The following is a 16506-nucleotide window of genomic DNA, read 5'->3' on the forward strand; positions in this document are numbered from 1 at the left end:
GCGATCAGACCTTTACCGCAGATCGTGATCCCCCGGGTGTCGGACATGAAGTTTCGCATCGTAGCGTTATGACTACTTTGAGTGATGGGTGCGCGCATGTCATCGACAATGAGTGAGGCAGTCGGCGAAGCCTTCGCCCGGCGCGATCGCGCCGGGCGCGCACTGGCGGCCGACGTCGAGCTCATCGTGGGGGCCTGCCGCGACATGGCCGCCCGCTTCCGCCGCGGCGGCAAGCTGATCGTCTTCGGCGACGGAGGCGGATCGGACGCCGCGCACGTCGCGGTCGAGTTCATGCACCCGGTCATCGTGGGCAAACCCGCGCTGCCGGCGATCGCGCTGAGCCAGGACTGGCTCGGCGGCGACCAGGGACAGGCCGAGATCTTCGCCCATCACATCCGGCACTGGGCCGGCTCCGACGACATGGCGATGGGCATCTCCCGCGACAGCAGCAGCGCGAGCGTACGGCGCGGCCTGGAGACGGCACGCGGGCTCGGCCTGTGCACCATCGCCCTGACCGGCGGTGACGAACCGCGAGACCGGCCGGCCGACCACGTCCTGGTCGCCCGCTCCGACGATCCCGCCGTGATCAAAGAGGTCCACGTCACGATCTACCACCTGCTCTGGGAGCTGGTGCACGTCTTCATCGAGGGTGAGGCACACCGATGAACCGCCCCGGAGAGTGCTCCGCCGACGTCTGCGTGACCTGCGCCGACGAGGCCCTGCCGTACGTGGTCGTCAGCGTGGGCGAGGGCATGCTCGCGCAGGTCGACGTCGGCGGCGGCGCGCTGGAGGAGATCAGTGTGGCGCTGGTCGACGCCGCGCCGGGTGACACCGTGCTGGTGCACGCCAAAGAGGCCATCGCCGTCGTCAGCGACCCGCTGGGCGGGCTCTACCCCTTTCTGAACGGGGGCGCGGGCCCGGCACTTGAGGACGTCGGCCGCTCCACCGCGGAGAAGGCGGCCGAGATCGTCCGGCTGCGCGCGCGGGTGGCGGAGGAGTCGGCGCGGGCCCTGGTGGCGTGCGCGGAGGAGATGGCGGCCAGGTTCGCGGCCGGCGGCCGGCTGTTCACCTTCGGCAACGGCGGCAGCAGCACCGACGCCCAGGAGGTGGCGACCGTCTTCCTGCATCCCCACCGCGGCGTTCCCGTGCCCGCCCTCTGCCTGACCGGCGACAGCGCGGTGCTCACGGCGCTGTCCAACGACGTCGGCTTCGACGTCGTCTTCGCCCGCCAGCTCGCCGCGCTGGGCAGGCCGGGCGACGTGGCGCTCGGGCTGTCGACGAGCGGCGGCTCCGCCAACGTCGTCCAGGCCTTCGAGACCGCGGCCAGGCAGGGCATGCTCACGGTCGGCCTGGCCGGCGACAAGGGCGGCAGGCTGGCCGAACTCGACGTGCTCGACCACCTTTTCGTCATCCCCTCCTCGTCCGTGCACCGGATCCAGGAGGCCCAGACGACGGTCTACCACGTGCTGTGGGAACTCACCCAGCACGCGCTCGATCCCGGCTGAACGACAGGAGACACCGACCACCCGAACCGACCCCCCACCGATCACGACCAACGGACGCGAAAAGGATGGGGGAGGCGACATGACCGCGCCGCCGCAGGACGAACCGGTCCTGCACATTCTCTGGATCAACGCCGGGCTGAGCTGCGACGGTGACTCCGTCGCGCTGACCGCGGCGACCCAGCCGAGCATCGAGGAGATCGTGCTCGGCGCACTGCCCGGCCTGCCGAAGATCGCGGTGCACTGGCCGTTGATCGACTTCGAGTGCGGGCCCGTGGAGGGCGCCGACGCCTTCATCGAGTGGTTCTACAAGGCCGACCGTGGCGAGCTCGAGCCGTTCGTGCTGGTCATCGAGGGGTCGATCCCGAACGAGTCGATCAAGGAGGAGGGCTACTGGTGCGGGTTCGGCAACAACCCTGAGACCGGCCAGCCGATGACCACCAGCGAGTGGCTGGACCGGCTGGCGCCCAAGGCGATCGCGGTCCTGGCCGCGGGCACCTGCGCGACCTACGGCGGCATCCACGCGATGGCGGGCAACCCGACCGGCGCGATGGGCGTGGCCGACTACCTGGGCTGGGACTGGAAGTCCAAGGCTGGGTTGCCGATCGTGAACGTGCCCGGCTGCCCGATCCAGCCGGACAACCTGTCGGAGACGATCCTGTACCTGCTGTACCAGGTGGCCGGGCAGGCGCCGATGATCCCGCTGGACGAGGCGCTGCGGCCCAAGTGGCTGTTCAGCCAGACGGTGCACGAGGGCTGCGACCGGGCCGGGTACTACGAGCAGGGCCAGTTCACCACCGAGTACGGAAGGCCGGAGTGCCTGGTCAAGATCGGCTGCTGGGGGCCGGTGGTGAAGTGCAACGTGCCCAAGCGCGGCTGGATGAACGGGATCGGCGGCTGCCCGAACGTCGGAGGCATCTGCATCGCCTGCACGATGCCGGGCTTCCCGGACAAGTTCATGCCGTTCATGGACGAGCCGCCCGGGGCGCGGGTGTCGTCCACGATCAGCGGGGGCTACGGCCGGGTGATCCGGTCCCTGCGCAGCATCACCCTCCACACCGTCGACAAGGAGCCGAAGTGGCGCAAGAAGGGCCGCGAACTGCTCACCGGATACCGCGCGCCATGGAGATGACATGACGACAACCAACAAGGACCGCGAACTGGTCGAGATGGCCTGGGATCCCATCACCCGGATCGTCGGGAGCCTGGGCATCTACTGCAAGATCGACTTCAAGCAGAAGGAAGTAGCCGAGTGTTACAGCACCTCCTCGGTGTTCCGCGGCTACAGCGTGTTCATGAAGGGCAAGGACCCGCGCGACGCGCACTTCATCACCAGCCGGATCTGCGGCATCTGCGGCGACAACCACGCCACCTGCTCGGTCTACACCCAGAACATGGCCTACGGGGTGAAGCCGCCGAACCTCGGCGAGTGGATCATCAATCTCGGTGAGGCCGCCGAGTACATGTTCGACCACAACATCTTCCAGGAGAACCTGGTCGGGGTGGACTACTGCGAGAAGATGGTCCGCGAGACCAACCCCGGCGTGCTCGAGCTGGCCGAACGCACCGAGGCGCCGCACGCGGCCGACCACGGTTTCAAGACCATCGCCGACATCATGCGCTCGCTGAACCCGCTCGAGGGCGAGTTCTACCGGGAGGCGCTCGCGGTCAGCCGCAGCACCCGGGAGATGTTCTGCCTGATGGAGGGCAGGCACGTGCACCCCTCCACGCTGTACGCCGGCGGCGTGGGCACGGTGGCGACCGTCCAGCTGTTCACCGACTACCTGAGCCGGCTGATGCGCTACGTGGAGTTCCTCAAGCGCGTGGTGCCGATGCACGACGACCTGTTCGACTTCTTCTACGACGCCCTGCCCGGCTACGAGCAGGTCGGCCGCAGGCGGGTGCTGCTGGGCTGCTGGGGCAGCTTCAACGACCCTGAACACTGCGACTTCACCTACCGGAACATGAGCGACTGGGGTCGCAAGATGTTCGTCACGCCGGGCGTGATCGTCGACGGCCGGCTCGTCACCAACAACCTGGTCGACATCAACCTCGGCATCCGGATCCTGCTGGGCAGCTCCTACTACGACGACTGGGTGGGGCGGGAGCAGTTCGTCACCCGCGACCCGCTGGGCAACCCGGTCGACGGGCGCCACCCGTGGAACCAGCACACGATCCCGCAGCCGCAGAAGCGCGACTTCACCGACAAGTACAGCTGGGTCATGTCGCCCCGCTGGTTCGACGGGGAGAAGCTGCTCCCCCTCGACACGGGCGGCGGGCCCCTCGCCCGGCTGTGGTCGACGGCGCTGTCCGGCCTGGTGGACATCGGCTACGTCAAGGCGACGGGCAACAGCGTCGAGATCAACCTGCCGAAGACGGCCACGAAGCCGGAGAAGACGTTCGTCTGGAAGATCCCCGAGCGCAACGGGGAGCTGCTGTCCAACGCGCTGGAGCGCAACCGGGCCCGCACCTACTTCCAGGCCTACGCCGCGGCGTGCGCACTGCACTTCGTCGAGCAGGCGCTGGAGGAGGTGCGGGCCGGCCGTACCCAGACGTGGGCGCCGTTCAAGGTGCCCGAGGAGGCGATCAGCTGCGGCTTCACCGAGGCGGTGCGTGGCGTGCTGTCGCACCACATGGTGATCCGCGACGGCAAGATCGCCAACTACCACCCGTACCCGCCGACGCCGTGGAACGCCAGCGTGCGCGACAGCTACGGCACGCCGGGCCCGTACGAGGACGCGGTGCAGAACACGCCGATCTTCGAGGAGAACTCGCCGGACAACTTCAAGGGCATCGACATCATGCGTGCCGTACGGAGCTTCGATCCCTGCCTGCCGTGCGGGGTGCACATGTACCTCGGCGGCGGCAAGGAACTGCGCAAGCTGCACACCCCGCACGCCTTCAACGGCGCGTGATCGGAGGGATGATGCCGCACGCTCACGATGTCCAGGCGGCCGGTGACCGCGTCGAGGCGCTGCTCGCCGACCTGGGCGGCCTCACCGACCCGGCGGCGCGCGCCAAGGCCGAGGAACTGGTCAGGACGCTGGTCGAACTGTACGGTTCCGGCCTGGAACGCCTCATGGAGATCCTCGTCGAGTCCGACGCCGGGCAGGCGCTGCACCGCGTGGCCGCCGATCCCCTGGTCTCCGGCCTGCTGGTGCTGCACGACCTGCACCCGCTGAGCACGCGGGAGCGCGTCGCCGCCGCGCTGGAGGAGGTACGGCCCCTGCTCGGCTCACACGCGGGCGGCGTCGAGCTGCTCGAGCTCGACACCGACGGGGTGCTGCGGCTGCGCCTGGAGGGCAACTGCCACGGCTGCCCCTCCTCGCGGATCACGGTCACGGACGCCATCGAGCGTGCGGTCGCCCAGGCCGCGCCCGAGGTGTCGCGGGTGGAGGTCGACGGGCTGGTCACGGCGCAGAACGAGGTCCTGCAGATCCAGCGGCGCCCGCCGGGTCCCTGCCCGGTGCCGGAGCCCGCGTCGTGACGGCCACCGGGCTGCGCAGGTTCCTCGAACCCAGGGCCCCTGACGTGGCCCGGTGCGAGCTGTGCGCGGCGCCGGCGGGAGCCGGCCACGGGCACGTCGTGAACACCGAGAGCCGGGCCCTGCAGTGCGCGTGCAGGGCCTGCTACCTGCTGTTCAGCCATGAGGCGGACACGGCGCGGCGCTTCCGCGCGGTGCCGGAACGGTACCTGTACCTGCCGTCGTTCCGGCTGTCGGCGGCCGACTGGGAGGCGCTGCGGATCCCGGTCCGCACGGCGTTCTTCTTCCACAATTCGGTGCTCGGCCGGGTCGCCGCCTTCTACCCGAGCCCAGGCGGGGCCACGGAGTCCGAGCTCCCGCCGGCCGCCTGGGAGCGGGTGCTGGCCGCCAACCCCGGGCTGCCCGAGGCGCTGCCGGACGTGGAGGCGCTGCTGGTGGACCGCGGGCCCGACGGCTCCGGGTGCTATTTGGTGCCGATCGACGCCTGCTACGAGCTGGTCGGCCTGGTCCGCACCCGGTGGAAGGGCTTCGACGGCGGCCAGGACGCGTGGGAGGCGATCGAGGGCTTCTTCGCCGAGCTGCGCGGGCGTTCGAAGACCGGAGGCGGGGATGGCTGAGCTCGGCTTCGCCTGCCTGGGGTCGCGGGTCAAAACCCATGCCGCGTTCCCCACGCTGCTGTTCCGGCTGCGCGTCACGTCGCAGGCCGACGTGCACGCGATCCTGCTGCGCTGCCAGATCAGGGTGGAGCCGCACCTGCGGCGGTACGGCCCGGACGAGGCCGAGCTGCTCGGCGACCTCTTCGGCGACCCCTCGCGCTGGGGCGACACGCTCAAGCCGCTGCAGTTCGCCGACGTGGCCGTCACGGTCCCCGGCTTCACCGGGGCCACGGAGATCGACGTGCCCGTGCCGTGCGGCTACGACCTGGAGGTGGCGGCGGGCAAGTACTTCGCCGCGCTCGACGACGGCGAGATCCCGCTGCTCATGCTCTTCAGCGGCACCGTTTTCACCCGGGCGGACAACGGCTTCGCCGTCCAGCAGGTGCCGTGGCACTGCGAGGCCCGCCACCGGCTGCCGGTCGCCGTCTGGCGGGAGCTGATGGACCACTACTTCCCCGGGACGGGATGGCTGCGGCTCAGCCGCGGCACGCTGCGCGACCTGCACCGCTTCAAGTCCGCGCACGCCCTGGCGACCTGGGACGACGTCATGCAGGCGCTGCTGAAGGAGGCATCGGGATGAGCGGACCGATGGACATCGCGCGCAGGGTCGCGGACACGGTCCTGTACGAGGGCTACCTGCTGTATCCCTACCGGGCCTCGGCCGCCAAGAACCGGATGCGCTGGCAGTTCGGCGTGCTCGTGCCGCCGGGCTTCACCGCCACCGAGGAACCGTCGGCGAGCATGACGGAATGCCTGGTCGAAACGGCCGCGACGGCCAACGTGCGGCTGATCCTGCGCTTCCTGCACGTCAGGGAGCGGCGGGTGGAGCGCACCGGCGCGGGCGGATACGAGCCGGTCGCCGAGCTGAGGACAGGGGACAGCACCTTCATCACCTTCGACGAGGCGACCGAGCGGGAGGTGGAGACCGTCCTCCCCCTCGCCGACCTGGTCGGCTCCGAGCGCGTCGTCGAGGTGGACGTCCCCGGCGACCGATGCGAGGAGCCGATCCCCGCACCGACCGGGGAGGTCGAAGGGCGGGTCATCGCGGAACATCTGCCGCTGCACGCCGTGCTCAGGGTCGGGGCCGAACGGATCGCCGGGCCGTACGGGCTGATCAAGCTGCGCGCCCGGGTGGAGAACGTCGACGGGTGGGATCCCGGTGACGCGACGCGCGAGCAGGCGCTACGGCGCTCGCTCGTCTCGGCGCACCTGCTGCTCGCCGTGGACGGCGGGGCGTTCGTATCCATGACCGACCCGCCGGAGTGGGCGCGGCCGGTCGCGCGGACCTGCCGCAACGAGAACACCTGGCCGGTGCTCGTCGGCGAGCCCGGGCACCGCGACGTCGTGCTGTCCTCGCCGATCATCCTGTCCGACCATCCCGCCATCGCGCCTGAGAGCCCGGGCGACCTGTTCGACGCGACCGAGATCGACGAGATCCTGCACCTGCGCACGCTCACCCTCACCGAGGAGGAGACGCGCGAGGCCAGGGCGACCGATCCCCGCGCGGCACGGCTCATCGACATGGTCGGCGACCTGCCCGCCGAGTGGGTGGAGCGGCTGCACGGCGCGATCAGGTATCCGGAGCCGGCGGCGCCGACACCCTGGTGGGACCCGGGATCCGACCCCGGCGTGTCGCCCGGCACCGACAGCGTGGTGATCTCGGGGGTGGCGGTCGCCCAGGGCAGCCGCGTCCGGCTCAACCCGGGCAGGCGGCGCGCCGACGCCCACGACATGTTCCTGGCCGGCCGTGCCGCCACGGTGGAGGCGGTGCTGCTCGACGTCGACGGGGCCCGCCACCTCGCCGTGACCCTCGACGAGGACCCGGGGGCAGACCTGCACCGGTCGCACGGCCGGTTCCTGTACTTCGCCCCCGACGAGGTCGAGCCGATCGGCGATGACGCGTGAGGATCCTGGTGGCCGGAGTCGGCAACGTCTTCCTCGGCGACGACGGCTTCGGCGTCGCCGTGGCCAGGAAGCTGGCCGGCACCGCCCTGCCCGAGGGCGTGCACGCCGCCGACTTCGGCATCCGCGGCGTGCACCTCGCCTACGAGCTGACCGGCGGCGGCTACGACGCCGCGATCCTGGTCGACGCCGCGTCGAACGGCGGGCGGCCCGGCACGCTGTACGTGCTCGAGCCGGAGCCCGGCGGCCCCGCGGAGATCCTCGACGCCCACTCCATGACGCCCGAGGCGGTTCTCGCGCTGGCGGGCACGCTCGGCGCCGGACCGCCGCCGGTCCTGGTCGTCGGCTGCGAGCCCGAGGACATCTCGCCCGGCATGGAGCTCAGCGCGACCGTGGCCGGCGCCGTCGCCACCGCGGCCGACCTGGTACGCGACCTGATCGACGAACTCAACGAGAAACAGGCTGTGGGGTGACGAACATGATGAAACGCCTGATCATCGCGGCTGCCCTGGTGGGCGCCGCGATCCTGATCTATCAGTCCCTGCCCGACATCAAGCGCTACATGGAAATCAGGAAGATGTGAGGGAGACGACCTTGCACGAGTTCGGAATCGCCGAGGCGATACTCACCGCGGTCGAGAACCGCGCGGACGGCCGGCCGGTACGGCTGGCCCGGGTACGGGCGGGCGCCATGCTCCGCATCACGGAGCCGGTGATCAACCAGGCGTTCTCCATGGTGTCCGAGGGGTCGCCGGCCGAGGGTGCCCGCGTGGAGCTGGTCGTCATCCCGGTCAGCCTCGCCTGCGGGTCCTGCGGGCACACGGACGTGTCCACCGACCCCTTCGCCGTCTGCCCCGCGTGCGGCGGCACCGATATCGACACCGAGGGCGGCGACGAGCTCGTCCTCGAATCCATCCAGCTGGCGGAGGCCGCTCATGTGCCTGGGCATTCCCGGGGAGATCGTGGAAATCCTGTCGGACCGGCCTGACCTGGCCATGGTCGACGTCAGCGGGGTACGGCGGGCGATCAACATCGGGCTGCTCGAGGGCGAGACGCTGACGCCGGGCGACTGGATCCTCATCCACGTCGGCTTCGCCCTGTCGAAGATCGACGAGGCGGAGGCCAAGGCGGCGCTCGACTTCCTGGAGAGCATCGGGCAGGCCTACGAGGACGAGATCGAGGCCCTGCGCGAGTCCATGATCGAGGAGGTGTGAGCCCGATGCGGTTCGTCGACGAGTACCGCGACGCCGGCATGGCCAGGTCGCTCGCCACGCGCATCGCGGCGCTGTGCGAGCCGGGTCGGGAGTACAAGTTCATGGAGGTGTGCGGCGGGCACACCCACACGATCTACAAGCACGGGCTGGAGGACTACCTGCCGCCGTCCGTGACGCTGGTGCACGGCCCGGGCTGCCCGGTCTGCGTCATCCCGATGGGGCGGGTGGACGACGCCATCCACATCGCCTCGCAGCCGGACGTGATCATGACGTCGTTCGGCGACATGATGCGCGTGCCCGGCGGCGCCGGGTCCTTCCTCGACGCCAAGGCCAGGGGTGCGGACATCCGCATGGTGTACTCGCCGCTGGACGCGCTGAAGATCGCCAGGGAGAACCCGGCCAAGCACGTGGTGTTCATGGCCATCGGCTTCGAGACGACCGCGCCCTCGACCGCGATGACCGTCCTGCGCGCCGAGGCGGAGGGCATCGCCAACTTCTCCGTCTTCTGCAACCACGTGACGATCATCCCGGCGATCAAGGCCATCCTGGACTCCCCCGACCTGCGCCTCGACGGGTTCATCGGGCCCGGCCACGTCTCCACCGTGATCGGCTGCCGGCCGTACGGGTTCATCGCCTCCGAGTACGGCAAGCCGCTGGTGGTGGCCGGGTTCGAGCCGCTGGACGTGCTCCACACCGTCTACCGCATCCTGCTCCAGTTGAGCGAGGGCCGCTCGGAGGTGGAGAACCAGTACGCCAGGGTCGTCCCGTGGGAGGGCAACCTGAAGGCGCTGAACGTCATCAGCCAGGTGATGGAGCTGCGCCCCTACTTCGAGTGGCGCGGGCTGGGCTTCATCTCGCACTCGGCGCTGAGGATGACCGAGCGCTACGCCGCCTACGACGCCGAGCGCGTCTTCGAGATCCCGGGCGGCCGGGTGGCCGATCCCAGGTCCTGCCAGTGCGGCGAGGTGCTGAAGGGCGTGCTCAAGCCGTGGGAGTGCAAGGTGTTCGGCACCGCCTGCACCCCGGAGACGCCGATCGGCACCTGCATGGTGTCCTCGGAGGGGGCCTGCGCGGCCTACTACAACTTCGGCCGGTTCACGCGCGAGCGCGTCAAGGAGGCGACCCGGACATGACCCGCGAGGAGCTGGTCCTGGAGCGGATCGAACGCTCGCGCCGCCGCAAGGCCCGCGTGCGGGAGGAGCGCATCACCCTGGCGCACGGCGCCGGCGGCAAGGCCACCCAGTCACTGATCGAGGCGGTGTTCCTGGAGTCCTTCCGCAACCCGCCGCTGGAATCCCTGGAGGACGGCGCGGTCATCGACCGGCTGGCCTTCACCACCGACTCCTACGTCGTGACGCCCCTGTTCTTCCCCGGCGGCGACATCGGCGACCTGGCGGTCAACGGGACCGTCAACGACCTGGCCATGTGCGGGGCCACGCCGCGCTACCTGTCCGCCGGGTTCATCCTCGAGGAGGGCTTTCCCGTCGACGACCTGCGGCGCATCACCGCGTCCATGGCGGCCGCGGCGCGCGCGGCCGGCGTCTGGATCGTCACCGGCGACACCAAGGTCGTGGAGCGGGGCAAGGCCGACGGCTGCTACATCAGCACCTCCGGCGTCGGGACGCTGGAGCGGACGACCCGGCTGAACTCGGCTGCCGCCAGGCCCGGCGACGCCGTCATCGTGTCGGGGCCGATCGGCGAGCACGGCATCACCGTCATGCTCGCCCGCGGCGAGCTCGACATCGCGGCCGACCTCGCCTCCGACACCGCTCCGCTGAACGACCTGGCCGGGCTGCTGCTCGACGCGTGCGGCGACGGGCGGGTGCGCTGCCTCAGGGACGCCACCCGGGGCGGGGTGGCCACGGTCGTCAACGAGATCGCCCAGGCCTCCGAGGTCGCGGTCGTGCTCGACGAGGACGCGGTGCCCGTACTGCCCGCCGTACGGGGAGCGTGCGAGCTGCTCGGCATCGACCCGCTCTACGTCGCGTGCGAGGGACGGATGGTGGCGGTGGTCGACGGCGAGTGCGCCGAGCGGGCGCTGGCGGCCCTGCGGTCGCATCCGTACGGCGAGGCGGCGGAGGTCATCGGGCGTGTCAACGACGACCCGCCCGGGCTGGTCCTGCTGAAGACGTCCTTCGGCGGCACCCGCATCGTCGACCTGCTGGTCGGCGACCCTCTCCCCCGCATCTGCTGACGTCGTGCAACCGCCGGCGCGATATACAGGCCCAAAAGCGCTGGAAAGGCATGCAGATAGTTTGACGCCTCCCCGAGGGGGACTACAGTACTGCCAAACAGATGGCGAAATTTGGAGTTCCAGCATGGCTAAGCAGATTGTGACGTCCTTCGTGGACGACATCGACGGCACGGAAGCCGAAGGAACAACGTCCTTCGCGATCGACGGCACGAATTACGAGATCGACCTGTCCGGCACGAATCGCGACAAGCTGGAGAAGGCCCTGGCGCCCTACATCAACAAGGCGCGCGCCGTCCGTGCGGAGCGCCCTCGTGGCCGTCGGTCGGCCGCCGCCGATCGTGCGATGACCCGCGAGAAGTCCACGGAGATCCGGCAGTGGGCCAAGGCCAACGGTTTGCCTGTCAGCGAGCGCGGCCGTATCGCCGCGACGCTCGTTGAGCAGTATGAGGCATCCCACTAGCGAACATCCGTCGCACGAAGGACTCTCCCTACTATGGGGAGAGTCCTTCTCTGTTTCGTGATGTCATTGGATTCGTCTGGAATTCCCGCGGCAGGCGGGTATTCGTCCCGGACTTAATTACTTTCCACGCCCTGCCCCCGGCGCGCCTGGGCACGGGTGGCGGGGCGCAAATATCTTCAAGACCGGGTGGGCGGGTACGGCCGATGCTGAAGGAATGATCCCTCTTGCTCCTTCGACGACGGGTGTCCGTCGTGGCCGGATGCTGGCCGTCCTGCTCGCCGGTCAGGTCATGGCGTCCATGGACGGCTCGATCGTATCGGTGGCGGCCGAGACCATGCGCGAGGAGCTGAACGCCGGCGGCGGCGCGATCCAGCTCATCGTGTCGGGCTACCTGCTGACCACCGGCGTGCTCCTGGTCACCTGCGCGCGGATCGGCGACATCGTCGGCCGGCGGCGCGCGTTCCTGCTCGGGCTCGGCTGGTTCACCGGCGCGTCCCTGCTGTGCGGGCTGGCCCCTGACGCGACCGTTCTGGTCGTCGCCCGGATCGTGCAGGCCGTGGGGGCGGCGCTGCTCACGCCGCAGATCTTCTCGCTCATCCAGGTGCACTGGGACGGGGCGGCACGTCGCAGGGCGATCGGCCTCTACAGCATGGTGCTCGCCCTGGGAGTCGCGCTCGGGCAGGTCATCGGGGGGCTGGTCGCCGGGGCCGACCTGTTCGGCCTGTCGTGGCGGCCCATCTTCCTGATCAACGTCCCGCTGGGCGTGCTCCTGCTGGCGGTCGGCCCGCGCGTCCTGCCGCGTTCCCCTGCGGCCGAGCGGCCCCGCCTCGACCTGGCCGGAGTGGCGGTGCTGACCGTGGCCATGACCGCGCTCACCGTGCCGCTCATCTTCGGCAGTGACCAGGGCTGGCCCGCCTGGGCGTGGATCTCGCTGGCGTGCGGCGCCGTGCTGCTGGTGGCCTTCGTCCGCTACGAGACCAGGGTGCGGGACCCGCTGCTCGACCTGGCGGCGCTACGGCCGGCCGGGGTGAAGCCCGGGCTGGCGGCCTGCTGGATCATCATGGGCTGTTACACCGTCTTCCTGCTCACCCTGACCCTGCACCTGCAGGCCGCGCTGGGCTACTCGCCGCTGCGGGCGGGGCTGGCGTTCGTACCGTACGCCCTGGGTTTCGGGGCGCTCAGCCTGAGCTGGAGCCGCTACCCCCGGCGGCTGCTCGGCGCCCTGCCCATCGCAGGCCCGATCGCCTTCGCCGCCGGGGCGGCCGTGCTCGTGCTTCTTTACCGTGACCGGTGGGACCCCGTCGGCACCGTGCCGCTGCTGCTCCTGGCCGGAGCCGGGCACGCCGCCGGGTACAGCCCGCTGATCGCGCGGATCACGTCCCTGGTGGAGCCGCGGCAGGCGTCCGCGATCTCGGCGTTGAACGCCACCGGCCCCGTGCTCGCCGGGGTGACCGCGGTCGCCGGGCTCGGGACGGTCTACTTCGCCGCGCCCTCCTCCGCCGAAGGCCTGCTGCGGGTCGTCACCGCTGTCGCCGTCCTGCTCGCGATCGGTACGGCGTGCGCCACGCGGGCCGCGCTGGCCCGCCGTACCGTGAAGATCACTGAGCGACGGTCAGTTCAGGCTTCGGCCGACGGAAGCCGCGGGTGAGCCAGACGAGATAGGCGAATCCCGCGGCCAGCCAGCACAGGCCGATGGTGAGCGCGGCCGGGCTGAGCCGGGTCATCAGGTAGACGGTGACGACGGCGCCGAGCGCCGGGGCGACGACGTAACCGAGCACCTTGGCCCGGCCGGTGCGGCGGTTGCGGACGAAGTAGACGATGACGCAGGCGTTGACGACGGTGAAGGCGAGGAACGCGCCGAAGTTGATGAACGACGTCGCGGTCTCGAGGGAGATGTTCAGCCCGAGCAGGCAGACGGCCCCGGTGAGGAGGAGGCAGAAGACCGGCGTCTTCGTCCGCGGGTGCAGCACTCCGAAGATCCGCCTGGGCAGCACGCCGTCCCGGCCCATGGTGTACAGCAGGCGGCTGGAGCTGAGCGGCCATCCTCGCCGCGGCCGAGCGCACGGCGGCGGGCAGCTAGCTATTTCACCGTCAAGCTGGTCTCCATGCCCAACCCTCGATGGTCGTCGATGGGACACCACACGTCGTAGGTTCCCGGCTTCAGCGTGACGGTGAGCGTGGTCGTGCCTCCGCTGTCGACCGACCCCGATGTCTGGTTGACGCCTGGACCGCTGATCGCCAGGGCGTGCGTCGTCTTTCCGACGTTCTTCAGCATGAACGTGTACGTGCCAGGTGACAGGTTCGACTTGCCGAGGGCGATGTTGTACTCGGCCAAGCGCACCGCGACCTGTTTCCCCTTCACCTGGCCGGCGGCGTGCGGAGCCGAGTAGGACGGCTGGGAGCTCGTCGTTCCGTACCCGCATGCCGCGGCGGTCGTCAGCGTGGCCGCGAGCGCGCCCACGAGCGCCGCCCGTCCACAGCGACTGATCATGACGATCACCACCTCTCCCTCCAGTCTCCCGCCACACCCTGGACGAACAGGTAAAACACTCATAGATCAACGCCGGGTACGGGACTCCAGGCCGGGTCAGGCGCCGCTGACCTGGAAGACGCCGTAGGCGAAGCCGTCCGCGGTCACCTCGCCGGGGACCAGCTTCACGCCGTCGCCGCCGATCAGGCAGCGTGCCCGCGACAGGTCGAGGTCCGGCGGCAGCGGGGCGGTCACCGTACCCTGGCTGGGGTTGACGACGACCAGGTGGGTGCCGCCGCGGAGGTAGACCAGCGGATAGCCGGCGTGCAGGACGCGCAGCGACCCTGCCGCGCCGAGCGCGGGCGTGGTACGGCGAGCCGCGATGAGCGCCCTGACCTGGTGCAGGAGCGAGGCAGGATCCGCCTGCTGTGCCGCGACGGTGGGACGCGCCGGGTCGGGGTCGACGGGCAGGTACAGCGCCTCGGCGGGCGCGGTGGAGAAGCCGGCGTTGGCGGAGGAGTCCCACTGCATCGGGGTGCGCGAGCCCTGCCTGGCCTCGGGCCCGCACTGGCTGCCCTCCTTGTCCGGCAGCCCCGGCAGGTAGCGCATGCCGATCTCGTCGCCGTAGTAGACGGTGGGCAGCGACGGCCAGGTGAGCAGGAACGCGAACGCCGGCGCGACCATCGACGCGGTACGGCTGCCGCACACCAGCCGCGAGAAGTCGTGGTTGGCGGTGGGCAGTGCGACGTGGCCGGCGCCGTCGATCGCCCCCCTGGCCTCCTCCCAGGCGGCCAGGAACCGTGACGGCGAGCCCCGCCCCGCGGCGTCGAAGAAGCACGGCTGCGTGCCCCATTCCGGACGGTGGCTGCCCTCGGCGTTGCCCCACAGCGACCGGAAGACGTCCCCAACCGCGTGCAGGAAGAAGTCGGCGTGGAACCCGGCGGGGACCGCCGTCTTCGGGTCGCCCCACTCGGCGAGCAGGGCGCGGCCGGGGTACTCGGTGTCGATCCAGGCGCGCAGCTCCCCCCACAGCCTGGCGGTCTCCAGGCGCCCGGGATCGTCCTTGACCAGGGAGAAGGCCATGTCGACGCGGAATCCCGAGACGCCCAGGTCGAGCCAGTGGGCCATGATCTGCCGCAGGGCGGCGCGGTTGGCGGCGGGGCCGGGGGCGTTCACGGGGCTGCGCCACGGCTCGTCCGGGTGCGTCCGCGCGTAGCCGAAGTTCAGCGCGGGCTGCACCGGATAGAAGTTCGGCAGGTAGAACCCGGGACGGGCGCCCGGCGACGGCACCCACTCCTCCGACGGCCGGGTCGGCGACCAGATGTAGCGGTCGTCGTACGGGTCGGCGGCCGAGGCGCGGAACCAGGCGTGCTGGTCGGAGGTATGACCGGGGACCAGGTCGAGCATGACCCTGATGCCGCGCTCGCGGGCCGCCTCGACGAGCGCGACGAGGTCGGCCTCGGTGCCGTAGCGGGGCGCGATGGTGAGATAGTCGGACACGTCGTAGCCGGCATCCCCGAACGGGGAGGCGAACAGCGGGTTGAACCAGATCACGGTTATGCCCAGCCAGCTGAGGTAGTCCAGGCGGCCGAGCACGCCCCGCAGGTCGCCGACCCCGTCCCCATCGGAGTCGGCGAAGGACTGCGGGTAGATCTGGTAGATGACGGCGTCGCTGAGCCAGCCGGGGGTGGATCTTCTCACGAGCCGCCCATCGCGTCGCGCACGGTGGCGTACCACGAGGCGGGGCCGGGCAGGCCGTTGAAGTACTCCCAGCCGGCGGCGCCGCCGAAGCCCGGATACTTGGCAACCAGCTTGCGCAGCGTGCTCGCGAGCCTGCTCGGCTCGACGTACCCGGAGCAGTTGGCCGGGTTGGTGACGGCGCCGGTGAGCACCCTGGAGGGGCTGAACCCGTTCCTGACGATCGCGTCGTAGCTGGCCGTACTGCGGAGCGATCCCCACCCGCAGTAGAACTGGCCGGTGTACCAGGAGATCTGGCCGCCGAGGTCCTGCTCGAGCTGCCGGTAGCTGAAGCCGCCGGAGAAGGAGCTGGTCCCGGCCAGGTCCGTGGCCACGGGCGTCAGGATGACGGTGAACCCGGAGCCGAAGTCGGCCCGCAACTGCCTGATCAGGCGTTCGGTGTCGGCGAGCGAGAACGTCTCCTCGATGTCGAGGTCGACGCCGTCGAAGTGGTAGGTCCGCAGCACGTCCCTCAGCAGCCCGTAGAACCGGGTGAAGTCGTTGTGCAGGTTGGCGAAGCTGCCCCGGCCCGCGCCCCCGAGCAGCGCGTGCACCTTGATCCCCGACGAGCGGAGGGCGGCGACGTCGGCCCACATCCGGTCGAACTTCGGGTCGCCGGGCGGGTCGTCGTTGAGGTGGACCGACCCGTCGGCGTTGAGGTGGAAGGCGGCGACCTCGACGTCGGTGGCGATGCCCCGCAGCGGCAGCGGGGAGACGTAGGCGCCGTTGGAGTACTGGGTCTGGTAGTAGGCCAGCGTGTGGTGGCCGGTCGCGGCCTGCGCGGTGTGCGCCGGCAACCCGGCAGCGACCAGGACGGCCGCGCCGGCCGCCACGAGGGTCTTCCTGACACGCGTCTTGGGGGACGTCGGTAACACGTTGCCTCCATGC

20 protein-coding genes are annotated in these 16506 nt (G+C 70.4%); 16 read left to right on the plus strand and 4 right to left on the minus strand.

Going from position 1 to position 16506, the window contains the following annotated elements; genetic code table 11:
- The first annotated feature begins 108 nt into the window (after positions 1–108).
- From KIK09_RS24920 to KIK09_RS24995, 16 genes are all read left to right on the plus strand, one after another.
- Complete coding sequence (locus tag KIK09_RS24920; protein WP_250573757.1) at positions 109–666, plus strand: D-sedoheptulose-7-phosphate isomerase; 558 nt, start codon at positions 109–111, stop codon at positions 664–666.
- On the plus strand, positions 663–1505 hold the full coding sequence (locus KIK09_RS24930; protein ID WP_250573758.1) for an SIS domain-containing protein: 843 nt from the start codon (positions 663–665) through the stop codon (positions 1503–1505). Before KIK09_RS24920 ends, KIK09_RS24930 begins: the two co-directional genes overlap by 4 nt.
- Positions 1506–1584: 79 nt before the next feature.
- Positions 1585–2634: an NADH-quinone oxidoreductase subunit B family protein gene (locus KIK09_RS24935; RefSeq protein WP_214321755.1), complete on the plus strand. Its 1050-nt coding sequence runs from the start codon at positions 1585–1587 to the stop codon at positions 2632–2634.
- Between the two features lies 1 nt (position 2635).
- Positions 2636–4417, plus strand: coding sequence for a nickel-dependent hydrogenase large subunit (locus KIK09_RS24940; protein WP_214321756.1), 1782 nt, complete (start codon positions 2636–2638; stop codon positions 4415–4417).
- Positions 4418–4425: 8 nt separating this feature from the next.
- Entirely contained in the window at positions 4426–4989 is a 564-nt protein-coding gene (locus tag KIK09_RS24945; protein ID WP_214321757.1) for a NifU family protein, read from the plus strand.
- A complete protein-coding gene (locus tag KIK09_RS24950; protein WP_214321758.1) occupies positions 4986–5603 on the plus strand; it encodes a DUF5947 family protein in 618 nt (205 codons plus the stop codon). Before KIK09_RS24945 ends, KIK09_RS24950 begins: the two co-directional genes overlap by 4 nt.
- Entirely contained in the window at positions 5596–6222 is a 627-nt protein-coding gene (locus tag KIK09_RS24955; RefSeq protein WP_214321759.1) for a DUF6084 family protein, read from the plus strand. The genes KIK09_RS24950 and KIK09_RS24955 overlap by 8 nt, the downstream gene beginning before the upstream one ends.
- Entirely contained in the window at positions 6219–7547 is a 1329-nt protein-coding gene (locus tag KIK09_RS24960; protein WP_214321760.1) for a hypothetical protein, read from the plus strand. The genes KIK09_RS24955 and KIK09_RS24960 overlap by 4 nt, the downstream gene beginning before the upstream one ends.
- Positions 7544–8017, plus strand: coding sequence for a hydrogenase maturation protease (locus tag KIK09_RS24965; RefSeq protein ID WP_214321761.1), 474 nt, complete (start codon positions 7544–7546; stop codon positions 8015–8017). Before KIK09_RS24960 ends, KIK09_RS24965 begins: the two co-directional genes overlap by 4 nt.
- A 5-nt stretch (positions 8018–8022) precedes the next feature.
- Positions 8023–8127, plus strand: a complete 105-nt coding sequence (locus KIK09_RS60635; protein ID WP_372455678.1) for a DUF6893 family small protein — start codon at positions 8023–8025, stop codon at positions 8125–8127.
- Between the two features lie 11 nt (positions 8128–8138).
- Entirely contained in the window at positions 8139–8531 is a 393-nt protein-coding gene (locus KIK09_RS24970; protein WP_214321762.1) for a hydrogenase maturation nickel metallochaperone HypA/HybF, read from the plus strand.
- Positions 8506–8757 (plus strand): HypC/HybG/HupF family hydrogenase formation chaperone, encoded by a 252-nt coding sequence (locus KIK09_RS24975; RefSeq protein WP_372455679.1) that lies wholly within the window; start codon positions 8506–8508, stop codon positions 8755–8757. Before KIK09_RS24970 ends, KIK09_RS24975 begins: the two co-directional genes overlap by 26 nt.
- A 5-nt stretch (positions 8758–8762) precedes the next feature.
- A complete protein-coding gene (gene hypD, locus KIK09_RS24980) occupies positions 8763–9890 on the plus strand; it encodes a hydrogenase formation protein HypD (protein WP_214321764.1) in 1128 nt (375 codons plus the stop codon).
- A complete protein-coding gene (gene hypE / locus KIK09_RS24985) occupies positions 9887–10951 on the plus strand; it encodes a hydrogenase expression/formation protein HypE (RefSeq protein ID WP_214321765.1) in 1065 nt (354 codons plus the stop codon). The genes hypD and hypE overlap by 4 nt, the downstream gene beginning before the upstream one ends.
- 124 nt (positions 10952–11075) lie before the next feature.
- Positions 11076–11411, plus strand: coding sequence for a histone-like nucleoid-structuring protein Lsr2 (locus tag KIK09_RS24990; protein WP_214321766.1), 336 nt, complete (start codon positions 11076–11078; stop codon positions 11409–11411).
- 214 nt (positions 11412–11625) lie between these two features.
- A complete protein-coding gene (locus tag KIK09_RS24995; protein WP_214321768.1) occupies positions 11626–13059 on the plus strand; it encodes an MFS transporter in 1434 nt (477 codons plus the stop codon).
- Here KIK09_RS24995 and KIK09_RS25000 read toward each other — a convergent pair.
- The 4 genes from KIK09_RS25000 to KIK09_RS25015 all read right to left on the minus strand — a co-directional run bounded on the left by KIK09_RS25000 (position 13010) and on the right by KIK09_RS25015 (position 16493).
- Positions 13010–13552: an APC family permease gene (locus KIK09_RS25000; RefSeq protein ID WP_308164274.1), complete on the minus strand. Its 543-nt coding sequence runs from the start codon at positions 13550–13552 to the stop codon at positions 13010–13012. The two genes, KIK09_RS24995 and KIK09_RS25000, sit on opposite strands and share 50 nt — an antisense overlap.
- Positions 13492–13902 carry a hypothetical protein gene (locus tag KIK09_RS25005; RefSeq protein ID WP_214321771.1) on the minus strand — a complete coding sequence of 137 codons (411 nt, stop codon included), beginning with the start codon at positions 13900–13902 and terminating at the stop codon, positions 13492–13494. The genes KIK09_RS25000 and KIK09_RS25005 overlap by 61 nt, the downstream gene beginning before the upstream one ends.
- A gap of 96 nt (positions 13903–13998) precedes the next feature.
- Positions 13999–15582, minus strand: a complete 1584-nt coding sequence (locus tag KIK09_RS25010) for an alpha-amylase family glycosyl hydrolase (RefSeq protein WP_214321772.1) — start codon at positions 15580–15582, stop codon at positions 13999–14001.
- Positions 15579–16493, minus strand: a complete 915-nt coding sequence (locus tag KIK09_RS25015; protein ID WP_214321773.1) for a glycosyl hydrolase family 18 protein — start codon at positions 16491–16493, stop codon at positions 15579–15581. Before KIK09_RS25015 ends, KIK09_RS25010 begins: the two co-directional genes overlap by 4 nt.
- Positions 16494–16506: the final 13 nt, after the last annotated feature.

The sequence above is a fragment of the Nonomuraea sediminis genome, from assembly GCF_018531495.1.
Taxonomy (GTDB): Bacteria; Actinomycetota; Actinomycetes; order Streptosporangiales; family Streptosporangiaceae; genus Nonomuraea; species Nonomuraea sediminis.

Excerpts from the sequence above, each read along its gene's own strand:
- KIK09_RS24920 (WP_250573757.1), top strand. The coding sequence starts at position 109 with ATGAGTGAGGCAGTCGGCGAAGCCTTCGCCCGGCGCGATCGCGCCGGG.
- KIK09_RS24930 (WP_250573758.1), top strand. The coding sequence starts at position 663 with ATGAACCGCCCCGGAGAGTGCTCCGCCGACGTCTGCGTGACCTGCGCC.
- KIK09_RS24935 (WP_214321755.1), top strand. The coding sequence starts at position 1,585 with ATGACCGCGCCGCCGCAGGACGAACCGGTCCTGCACATTCTCTGGATC.
- KIK09_RS24940 (WP_214321756.1), top strand. The coding sequence starts at position 2,636 with ATGACGACAACCAACAAGGACCGCGAACTGGTCGAGATGGCCTGGGAT.
- KIK09_RS24945 (WP_214321757.1), top strand. The coding sequence starts at position 4,426 with ATGATGCCGCACGCTCACGATGTCCAGGCGGCCGGTGACCGCGTCGAG.
- KIK09_RS24955 (WP_214321759.1), top strand. The coding sequence starts at position 5,596 with ATGGCTGAGCTCGGCTTCGCCTGCCTGGGGTCGCGGGTCAAAACCCAT.
- KIK09_RS24960 (WP_214321760.1), top strand. The coding sequence starts at position 6,219 with ATGAGCGGACCGATGGACATCGCGCGCAGGGTCGCGGACACGGTCCTG.
- KIK09_RS60635 (WP_372455678.1), top strand. The coding sequence starts at position 8,023 with ATGATGAAACGCCTGATCATCGCGGCTGCCCTGGTGGGCGCCGCGATC.
- hypD (WP_214321764.1), top strand. The coding sequence starts at position 8,763 with ATGCGGTTCGTCGACGAGTACCGCGACGCCGGCATGGCCAGGTCGCTC.
- hypE (WP_214321765.1), top strand. The coding sequence starts at position 9,887 with ATGACCCGCGAGGAGCTGGTCCTGGAGCGGATCGAACGCTCGCGCCGC.
- KIK09_RS24990 (WP_214321766.1), top strand. The coding sequence starts at position 11,076 with ATGGCTAAGCAGATTGTGACGTCCTTCGTGGACGACATCGACGGCACG.
- KIK09_RS24995 (WP_214321768.1), top strand. The coding sequence starts at position 11,626 with ATGATCCCTCTTGCTCCTTCGACGACGGGTGTCCGTCGTGGCCGGATG.
- KIK09_RS25005 (WP_214321771.1), bottom strand. The coding sequence starts at position 13,902 with ATGATCAGTCGCTGTGGACGGGCGGCGCTCGTGGGCGCGCTCGCGGCC.